The organism is Paeniglutamicibacter sp., assembly GCF_046714615.1.
Taxonomy (GTDB): Bacteria; Actinomycetota; Actinomycetes; order Actinomycetales; family Micrococcaceae; genus Paeniglutamicibacter.
This window is the reverse complement of the sequence record NZ_JBKKAP010000058.1, coordinates 1-9,998: the sequence shown is the minus strand read 5'-3', so window position 1 is coordinate 9,998 and position 9,998 is coordinate 1. Positions and strand designations below refer to the sequence as shown.

Annotated in this window: 7 protein-coding genes; 3 read left to right on the top strand and 4 right to left on the bottom strand. The window is 66.7% G+C overall.

The features are described 5' to 3' along the window. The first annotated feature begins 106 nt into the window (after positions 1 to 106). Positions 107 to 1,447, top strand: a complete 1,341-nt coding sequence (gabT, locus tag ACLQ7E_RS06585) for a 4-aminobutyrate--2-oxoglutarate transaminase (RefSeq protein ID WP_411731773.1) — start codon at positions 107 to 109, stop codon at positions 1,445 to 1,447. A 103-nt stretch (positions 1,448 to 1,550) separates the two neighbouring features. Here gabT and helR read toward each other — a convergent pair whose 3' ends face one another. Both helR and rarD read right to left on the bottom strand, forming a co-directional pair. After that, a complete protein-coding gene (helR, locus tag ACLQ7E_RS06580; RefSeq protein ID WP_411731772.1) occupies positions 1,551 to 3,695 on the bottom strand; it encodes an RNA polymerase recycling motor ATPase HelR in 2,145 nt (714 codons plus the stop codon). A gap of 231 nt (positions 3,696 to 3,926) precedes the next feature. Then, the gene (gene rarD, locus ACLQ7E_RS06575) at positions 3,927 to 4,883 is read right to left on the bottom strand and encodes an EamA family transporter RarD (RefSeq protein WP_411731771.1); all 957 of its coding nucleotides are present in this window, start codon (positions 4,881 to 4,883) and stop codon (positions 3,927 to 3,929) included. A 352-nt stretch (positions 4,884 to 5,235) separates the two neighbouring features. Here rarD and ACLQ7E_RS06570 point away from each other — a divergent pair, with 352 nt between their 5' ends. Continuing rightward, positions 5,236 to 6,633: an FAD-dependent oxidoreductase gene (locus tag ACLQ7E_RS06570; protein ID WP_411731770.1), complete on the top strand. Its 1,398-nt coding sequence runs from the start codon at positions 5,236 to 5,238 to the stop codon at positions 6,631 to 6,633. 136 nt (positions 6,634 to 6,769) lie between these two features. Here the strand turns inward: ACLQ7E_RS06570 and ACLQ7E_RS06565 are convergent, their stop codons facing one another. Next, a complete protein-coding gene (locus ACLQ7E_RS06565) occupies positions 6,770 to 8,266 on the bottom strand; it encodes a catalase (RefSeq protein ID WP_411731769.1) in 1,497 nt (498 codons plus the stop codon). Between the two features lie 57 nt (positions 8,267 to 8,323). Next, positions 8,324 to 8,752 carry a Fur family transcriptional regulator gene (locus tag ACLQ7E_RS06560; protein ID WP_411731768.1) on the bottom strand — a complete coding sequence of 143 codons (429 nt, stop codon included), beginning with the start codon at positions 8,750 to 8,752 and terminating at the stop codon, positions 8,324 to 8,326. 71 nt (positions 8,753 to 8,823) lie between these two features. On the opposite strand from ACLQ7E_RS06560, the gene ACLQ7E_RS06555 reads away from it, so the two are divergent. Then, the coding region (locus ACLQ7E_RS06555; RefSeq protein ID WP_411731767.1) for an MFS transporter at positions 8,824 to 9,998 on the top strand (1,175 nt) is incomplete at its 3' end.

The window sequence follows — 9,998 nt, the reverse complement described above, 5'->3', positions numbered from 1 at the left end:
GTATTTATATACCCCCAAGACACGGGTTTCAATAGTGCGCCCGGGTGCCGGGACCGCTGCGCGGCCACGGCACCGGGAGCCTGGTCCGGGAAAGGACTGAACCATCATGGACATCACCTATCGCATCGAGCAAAAGCGACACATCAACGGCTCATTCCCCGGCCCCAAATCGGTGGAGCTCGCGGCCCGCCGCGCCAACGCCGTCGCCCTTGGCGTTGCATCGGCGATGCCCGTCTACGTGGCGGACGCCGACGGCGGCATCATCGTGGACGTCGACGGCAACTCCATCATCGACCTGGGCTCGGGCATCGCCGTGACCAGCGTCGGCGCCTCCAACGAAAAGGTCGCCGCCGCAGTTGCAGCACAGGCAGCCCGCTTCACCCACACCTGCTTCATGGTCACCCCCTACGAGGGCTACGTCGAGCTGGCCGAAAAGCTGGCCGAGATCACTCCGGGCACCCACGCCAAGAAGGCGGTCTTCTTCAACTCCGGTTCCGAGGCCGTCGAGAACGCCATCAAGGTGGCCCGCGTGGCCACCGGCCGCACCGCGGTGGTCGCCTTCGACCACGCCTATCACGGCCGCACCAACCTGACCATGGGCCTGACCGCGAAGGCCGCTCCATACAAGCGCGGCTTCGGCCCGCTGGCATCGGAAATCTACCGCATGCCGATGAGCTACCCGTTCCGCGAGGAAAACCCGAGCATCTCCGGCAAGGAAGCCGCCGAGCGCGCCATCCTGGCCATGGAGAAGCAGATCGGCGGAGACCAGATCGCCGCCATCATCATCGAGCCGATCCAGGGCGAGGGCGGCTTCATCGTCCCGGCCGAGGGCTTCCTGCCGCGCCTGGCCGAGTGGGCCAAGGAGCAGGGCATCGTCTTCGTCGCCGACGAGGTGCAGGCAGGCTTCTGCCGCGCCGGCGCCTGGTTCGCCTCCGACATCGAGGGCATCGTCCCGGATATCATCACCGTGGCCAAGGGCATGGCCGGCGGCATGCCGCTGTCCGGAATCGTGGGACGCGCCGAGTTGCTGGACGCGGTCCACCCCGGCGGCCTGGGCGGCACCTACGGCGGCAACCCCGTCGCGGTGGCAGCTGCCCTGGAGACCATCAGGTTCATGGAAGAACAGGACCTCGCTGCCCGTGCCCGCGAGATCGAGGAACAGTTCTTCACCCGCATGCGCAAGCTTCAGTCCGAGGTCTCGGTCATCGGAGACATCCGCGGACGCGGCGCCATGGTGGCCATCGAACTGGTCAAGGCCGGCGGCATCGAGCCGGACGCGGAGATCACCAAGAAGATCGCCGCCGACTGCTTGGTCGAGGGTGTGCTGATCCTGACCTGTGGAACCTACGGCAACGTCATCCGCCTGCTTCCCCCGCTGGTCATCGGCGACGACCTGCTGGCCGAGGCTTTCGAGGTGCTCGAAGGGGCCATCCGCGCCAACGTCTAGCCAATGTGCTAGCGCAAGACCGGGAAAGGAGCCAGTTGGTTGTTCAGGGCTTTGAACAACCAACCGGCTCCTTTCTTCATGCCCGGGAGCCGACCCGGGCCGGTCAGGAATCGGTGAGGATCACCAACTGGCCGGTGGCCCGGGTCATGGCGACATAGCGGTCAACCGCGCCTTGGATGCCGTCCCCGAAGGCCTCCGGATCCACCAGCACAACCAAGTCGAACTCCAGGCCCTTGGCCAGCTGAGGCGTCAGCGAACCGACCCGGGGCATGGGAGTGAATGCGGGATCGCCGATCACCGCGGCGGCACCGTCGGGGTGCCCGGCCAGCCAGGCCTCGAGGATTGCCGCCAACTCGCTTGTTCGGCCGTGGCGCACGGGCGGCCCGCCGGTGCGGATGGAAACCGGGACGTTGGCATCGGGCAGCGCGTCCCGGATCACGGCCTCGGCTTCCTCCATGACTTCCGCCGGCGTGCGGTAATTGATGGACAGCGAGGCCATCGTGACCCGCCCCAGCCCGACCCTGGACAGGCGTTCCTCCCAGGACTCGGTGAATCCGGCCCTGGCCTGGGCCCGGTCGCCGACCACGGTGAAGCTGCCCGACGGGCAGCGCGAGAGCAGCATCTGCCACTGGGCGTCGGTGAGCTCCTGGGCCTCGTCCACGACGATGTGTGCGAACGGGCCGGCGAGTTCGTCGGGATCCAGGCCCGGTGTCTCGTCCTGGTCAAAGAGGTACTCCTGCAGGTCCTCCCCGCGCAGCATCGACATCACCATCAGTTCGGAGTCGTCGGAGGCCACCAGGTCGTCGATGACCCTGTCCATCAGCTCGTGCCCGGCGGGAGCCGAGTGGTTGGAGCGCGTTTGCCGCGCCGCTTCCGGGTCCCCGAGCAGTTGCCGGGCCGCGTCCAGCAGCGGCAGGTCGCTGGCGGTCCAGGCCCGCCCGTCGGCGCGCTGGAGCAGCCTGATCTTGTCCTCGTTGAGCCAGGGGGCGCACATGGCCAGGAATGTGGGCACCGTCCACATGCCGCCGATGACCGAGGCCGGCTCGAGCACCGGCCAGGCGTCGTCGAAGGCAGCTGCAAGCTCCCGGTTGCGCAGCAGCGACTTGCGCAGCACCTGCGCCGGGACGTCCGCATCGTGCTTCTGCACCAGGAGTTCGATCAGTGCGTCGCGGACCGCGCCGCGCGCCTCGTTGTGCGGGGTCCCGGGTTCCGCGGCCTCGAAGGCCTCGGCCCAGTCCCCGGCATCCAGCCAGGGCTCCGCGAACTCGGTCTCCACGACCATGCCCTCGGCGGGAGGCTCCTGGAAGAAACCCACGGCAGTCGCAACGGCCTTCACCATCTGCACCGTCGACTTCAGGGCGGCCACGTCCGGGTCGGTCTCCTCCGCGGCACCGGCGCCCTCGGGGAGCAGGTCCCGCAGGGTGCCAACCTGCACGCCCTCCTCGCCGAGGCTCGGCAGGACGTCGGCGACGTAGGCGAGGTAGGGCTGGTGCGGCCCGATGAACAGCACCCCTCCGCGGTGGTGGCCGATGCGCGGGTCGGAGTAGAGCAGGTAGGCGGAGCGGTGCAGCGCCACCACGGTCTTGCCGGTGCCCGGACCGCCGTCGACCACCAGCGCGCCCCGGGACGGTGCGCGGATGATGGCGTCCTGGTCGGCCTGGATGGTGCCGACCACGTCCCGCATCCGCGCCGACCGGTTGATCCCCAGGCTGGCGATGAAGGCGGATTGGTCATCGAGCGCCGCGTTGGATTCCAGCCCGTCGGCGGTGAACACCTCGTCCCAGTAGTCAATGACCCGCCCACGCCTCCAGTGGTAGCGGCGCCGGCTGGCCAGGCCCATCGGGTGGGCGTGGGTTGCCGCGAAGAACGGCTCGGCCGCGGGGGAGCGCCAGTCGATCAGCAGTCGGCGGCCCGTGGGGTCGGTGAGCCCCAGCCGCCCCACGTATATCGGCTCGGGGTCATCCACGCCCACCATGCGGCCGAGGCAGAGATCCATGCCGAAGCGGCGCAAGGCGCGAAGGCGTGCGGTGAGCCGGTGCACTTCCATGTCCCGTTCCAGCGCTTCCTGCCCAAGCTGGCCCGGTGCCTTGCGCACCGCGTCAAGGCGCGTGGACAGCTCCTTGATCGCCTGTCCGAGGCTGGCCGCGATTGTCCCGAAATGCCGTTCGTCGCCGCCGACCAGCAACGGGTCGGACTTGGCGGCAAGGCCGCCGGGGAGGGCGAACGCACTGGTGGCCAGGGGGTTCACGACAGTCGCCCCCGATCCCGCGGTGAGCCACCGCGGTTTGATCCGATTGAAGATTTGGAGGGTTGCATGTGGTCGTTCCCATTCCCGTGGTGCTGGACTTGAGGGACCATTCTCGCGCGCATGGGGGGCCTTGCGGCAAGGCCCCCCATGCGATACACCTTGGAAATGGAGGGGGACTCGATGATACGTTTGCAGCAACGGCCCCCTGAGGCGAAATTTCTGTTCCGCGCCCTACGGCACCTTGACCGGCAGGATCCGGCGGGGCATGCGGGCCATGTCGATGCACAGCAGGATCACTGCCACCCAGACCAGTGAAAAGCCGATGAGGCGCTCCGGCGGCATGGGTTCCTTGAAGACCACCAGCGCCACGATGAACTGCAGGATGGGGGCCAGGAACTGCAAGGTCCCCACGGTGGTCAGGGGCAGGCGGCGCGCAGCCGCACCAAAGAGCAACAGGGGCACGGCGGTGATGATCCCGCCGGAAGCCATCAGCCAAAAGTGCCCCGGTCCGGAGGAAAGCACCGTGTCGGTGTTCGAGGCAACCAGCCAGGCCATGAACCCCAAGGCCGGGACGGCCAGGATCGCGGTCTCCATGCTCAGGGACGTCAGCGCGGTGGCGGTGCGGCCCACCCGGTTTTTCACGAAGCCGTAGAAGCCAAAGGAGAAGGCCAGGACCAATGCGACCCAGGGGACGTTGCCAGAGGCGAACGAAAGGGCAGTCACGGCGGCCAGGCCGAATCCGATGGCCACCCACTGCATCCGGCGGAGCTTTTCCTTCAGGAACAGCACGCCAAGGGCGATGGAGACCAGGGGATTGATGAAGTATCCCAGGGCGGCTTCCGCAGCATGCCCGTTGAGCACCGCATAGGTGTAGGTCAGCCAGTTCACCGCGATGAGGACCGACGCCACGCTCAGGCGGGCCATCGCCCGGCGGTCGCGGCCCAAGGCGATGAACTGGCGCCAGTTCCTGGTCACAAGCAGCAGGATCGCGCAGAAGACCAGCGAGAAGACGATGCGGCCGGCGACAATTTCCAGGGGCGACGCAATGGCTATGGTGAGGAAATACAGCGGAAGTATTCCCCACAGGCCGTACGCGCCCAGGCCCTGGAGCAGTCCGGCGTTGCGTTCGTTCGCGGGGCCGCTCGAGGCCGCGGTGGTCGTCTTGGCGGCGGAGGGCGTTTGGGTCATGGTCGGTTCAACCGGGATTGCATGGTTTCCATTCCGGGTGCGCGCGTCCGCTGTGCGTTCACGCTGGTCGGGGGTCGGTCGCGGGCCGAGTTTGATCGCCCGCTGCCGGCATTCGTGCCTGGCGTCGGGCGGGGTCGCGGCCTGCGTCGCAAACGAGCCTATCGCTTGCCCGTGCCCTCCGGATGACGGGCCTGTGCGGCCTCCATTGCAGAAGGCCCGCTTCGTGCGGATCCGGCCATGGGGAGCGTGAGCATGCGCACACCGGTTCACGTTTAGTGGCCGGGGCCAATTAGACTAGCGTGGCGTGCGCTATTTGCGCGCCCGAATGATCGTTCTCCGGAAGGAACCCCTCGTGTCCGATTCAGCAGTTCGCCCGCTCCGTGTCGCCATAATCGGGGCAGGACCGGCTGGCGTCTATGCTGCCGACATTCTCACCAAGGCGGAGCGTGAATTCGAGGTCAGCATCGACCTGCTCGATGCCTACCCCGCCCCCTACGGTCTGATTCGATACGGTGTGGCCCCAGATCATCCGCGCATCAAGGGAATCGTCAACGCCCTGCACAAGGTCCTGGACAGGGGAGACATCCGCTTCCTGGGAAACGTGACCTACGGACGCGACCTGTCGCTGCACGACATCCGCGACATGTATGACGCTGTCATCTTCGCCACCGGCGCCATCAAGGACGCCCGCATGGATGTCCCGGGTATCGAGCTCGAGGGGTCCTTCGGGGCTGCCGACTTTGTCTCCTGGTATGACGGACAGCCGGACGTCCCGCGCACCTGGCCGCTCGAGGCCAAGGAAATTGCCGTCCTGGGCAACGGAAACGTGGCCCTGGACGTGGCCCGCGTGCTGTCCAAGCATGCCGAGGACCTCCTGGTAACCGAGATCCCGGACAACGTCTTCGAGGGCCTGAAGGATTCGCCGGTGACCGATGTCCACATCTTTGGCCGCCGCGGGCCGGCACAGGTGAAGTTCACCCCGCTTGAACTTCGCGAACTGAGCCACAGCCGCGACGTCGACATCGTGCTTTACCCCGAGGACTTCGAGTTCGACGAGGCCTCCGACGCCTTGATCAAGTCCAACAACCAGGTCAAGACCATGGTCAACACGCTGACCAACTGGATCGTCGAGGAACAGGACACCGGCGCCTCGCGCCGCCTGCACCTGCACTTCCTGCACAACCCCGTCGAGGTGCTCGGCGAAGACGGCAAGGTCGCCGGGATCAAGTTCGAGCGCCAGGAGCTCGACGGCACCGGCAACGTCAAGGGCACCGGGGAATTCATCGACTACCCGGTCCAGGCCGTCTACCGCGCCATCGGCTACCTCGGTTCGGAGCTGGCCGAGATCGAATTCGATCAGAAGCGCGGCGTCATTCCCAACGAGGGCGGACGGGTGCTTGGCGCCGACGGCGCCCACGTCCCGGGGCTCTACGCCACGGGTTGGATCAAGCGAGGTCCGGTGGGCCTGATCGGCCACACCAAGGGCGACGCACTGGAGACCATCGGGAATCTGCTTGAGGATCGCCTGTCGCTGCCGATTGCCGGCAACCCCGGCGAGGATGCGATCATCGAGTTGCTCGAGTCCCGCGGCGTTGAATACACGACCTGGGATGGCTGGAAAAAGCTGGACGCGCACGAGATTTCCCTCGGCGCCGCGGCCACCCCGACGCAGACCGGGAACGGTCCGGTGGACCGTGCCCGCGTCAAGGTTGTCGAGCGCGATGAAATGGTCAGGATCTCGCGGGGCTAAGCTGTACATGGGCAAGGGCCCGTATTTTTCGAAGTAGCGGAAAATGCGGGTCCTTGCTTTTCTTAACGACGAAGCGGCCCGGCCTCCCGATGGAGGGCGGGCCGCTTCGTCAGTGGCGGCTGGATGCCGGGGCTGGTTAGGCCTTGCCTGCCATTTCCGCGGCGCCGTCGGTCGAGCCCGCATCGCCGGCTGCGTAGCCGTCACGCAGGATCGCACCGAGGGTTGCATCGACGTTGGTCCAGTACTGGAAGAAGCCTTCGCGGATGGACTCGATGGTGATGCCGTTGCACTGGCCCAGAAGGGTCGCGTGGAAGCGTTCCTTGGACTCGGCGGTGAAGACCTCGCGGTACAGGGTGCCTGCCTGGCCGAAGTCGTCGTCCCCCGAACGCAGGGTCGCGGCGGCGCGAACCATTTCGCCGTCGGTTTCCCAGCCGCCTTCGCCGGCGCGTTCCGGCTGTGCGGCCGGGCCGCCGAAGGAATTCGGGGTGTAGACGCGGGCATCTGCGTCGTTGAAGTGGTACTGCATGGAGCCCTCATGCATGTAGTTGTTGACGCTGGCCGCGTGCGGCTGGTTGACCGGCAGCTGGTTGTAGTTGGTGCCGATGCGGTTGCGCTGTGCGTCCGGGTAGGAGAACACGCGGGCCATCAGCATCTTGTCGGGGCTGATGTCGATGCCCGGGACCAGGTTCGACGGCGAGAACGCAGCCTGCTCGATCTCGGCGAAGAAGTTGCGCGGGTTGCGGTTCAGCGTGAAGTGGCCAACCGGGATCAGCGGGTAGTCGGCGTGCGGCCAGACCTTGGTCATGTCGAACGGGTTGAAGCGGTAGGTCTTTCCCTCTTCGTACGGCATGATCTGCACCGAGACATCCCAGGTCGGGAAGTTGCCGGCCTCGATGTTGTCGAACAGGTCGCGGCGGTAGAAGTCGGCGTCGGAGCCGGCAAGCTTCTCGGCCTCTTCGTTGGACATGTTGTGCACGCCCTGGCGGGAGATGAAGTGGTACTGCACCCAGAAGCGCTCGCCCTCGGCGTTGATCCACTGGTAGGTGTGCGAGCCGTAGCCGTTCATTTCGCGCCAGGAGGTCGGCAGGCCGCGGTCGCCCATCAGGTAGGTCACCTGGTGTGCGGACTCGGGCGAGTGGGTCCAGAAGTCCCACTGCATGTCGGCATCGCGCAGGCCGGAGGCGCCCAGGCGCTTCTGCGAGTGGATGAAGTCCGGGAACTTGATTCCGTCGCGGATGAAGAACACCGGGGTGTTGTTGCCCACGACGTCGTAGTTGCCCTCGGTGGTGTAGAAGCGAAGTGCGAAGCCACGCACGTCGCGCCAGGTGTCGGGGGAGCCCTGCTCGCCGGCGACCGAGGAGAAACGCAGCAGCGTCTCGGACTTGGCGCCCGGCTGGAAGACAGCTGCGCGGGTGTACTTCGAGACGTCCTCGGTGACGGTGAATTCACCGAAGGCTCCGCCGCCCTTGGCGTGCGGGTTGCGCTCCGGCACACGCTCGCGGTTGAACGCGGCGAGCTTCTCAACGAGGTAGCGGTCGTGGAGCGCGGTGATGCCGTCCGGGCCGGAGGTCAGCGAATGGGCATCGCTGGCAACGGGGGCGCCGCTCTGGGTGGTGGTGAAGTTCTCGTTCAAGAGATTCTCCTTCTTCCTGTGGGTTGGCAACTCTTCTGCCGGATGTCCAGTGGGCAGTTAGGACGCACCGGTGTTCCTGCAGTCTTCGCAGATGCCCTGGTACAGGACATCTGCAATTCGGATTTCCATGCCGTGGCCGTTTGACGGGGTCAGGCAGGGGGCGTGGCCCACCGCGCATTCCACGTCTTCGATCCGGCCGCAGCCGGTGCACATGGCGTGATGGTGGTTGTCGTTGACGCGGGTCTCATAGAGTGCCGCGGAGTGCGGGGGAGTGAACCGTCGCAACATGCCCTGTTCCGTCAGATCATTAAGCACGTTGTAGACGGACTGGATGGAAATATCCGGCAACAAGCGGTGGACCGCGGCGACAACTCTCTCCGCCGAGGAGTGCGGGTGGCTCTCCAAGGCATCGAGCACGGCAAGGCGGCCGCGGGTGACCCGCATCCCAAGCTCCCGCATCTGTGCCGAATGGTCCATGCGACCCATTCCACCTTCTTATTTTGAATATGTCAAGATAAGACACGCTGTGTCCGGGCGATGGTCGCTAGACTCGATCCGTGGCCCGACTCCTTGCTGACCTGACACCCTTGCGCGAAAGCCCCGCATTCAAGAGGCTGTGGGTCGGCAATGCACTGTCGGCGGTCGGCGGACAACTCACCCTCGTGGCTGTCAGCCTCGAGGTCTACGCACTGACCGGCTCCAGTCTCTACGTCGGCCTGTTGGGCGCCTTCGCGCTGGTGCCCCTGGTGCTGACGGGCCTGTATGGCGGCTCCATCGCCGATGCCCACGACCGCCGCAAGGTCGCCCTGGCCTCCGCGCTTCTCCTGTGGGGAGCCACCGCGGCCATCGCCGCCCAGGCCTGGCTGGGCGTTGACAACGTCTGGGTGCTCTACGGGCTGGTGGCCATCCACTCCGCGGCCGGCGGCATCAACCAGCCCACCCGGGGAGCCATCATCCCGGCGATCGTCGGGCTCAAGCTCCTCCCGGCGGCCAACTCGCTGAACATGGTCACCTTCGGCATCGCCCAAATGATCGGTCCGTTGCTCGGCGGGCTGCTGGTCTCCCAGATCGGGTTCGGCTGGACCTACTCCATCGACGTGCTGACCTATGCCGCCGCGGTGTGGTCCGTCTGCAAGCTGCCGGCACTGCCTCCCGAGGGCACGCCTTCCAAGGCCGGGCTGCGCTCGGTCATCGAGGGATTCAGGTTCCTGGGCACCCAGCCCAATGTGCGGATGACCTTCCTGGTCGACATCGCGGCCATGGTCCTGGCCGCACCCCGGGCGCTGCTTCCGGCCATTGGCGCCGTGTTGATCGGCGGCGGCGAACTGACCATGGGCGTGCTCCTGGCGGCGACGGCAATGGGTGCCTTCCTGGCGGGCCTGTTCTCCGGTCCGGTGGGGCGCATCCACCGCCAGGGCGTTGCGGTGTTCCTCTGCGTCTGTGCGTGGGGAGCGAGCATCGGGATCTTCGGGCTGGTCGTCATCCTGGCCGCGCGCAGCCCGGTCCCGCCCGACGGTACGGCAGGTGCCTGGCTGTGGCCCGCAGCCGCGTGCATGGGGCTGGCAGGGGTGGCCGATGCCATTTCCTCGGTCTTCCGCACCACCATCTTGCAAACCGCGACCCCCGACCACCTGCGCGGGCGCCTGCAGGGGGTCTTCATCGTGGTGGTAGCCGGCGGGCCGCGGCTGGGGGAAATGCTCTCCGGCTCGGTGGCCGGCGGCATCGGCGAAGG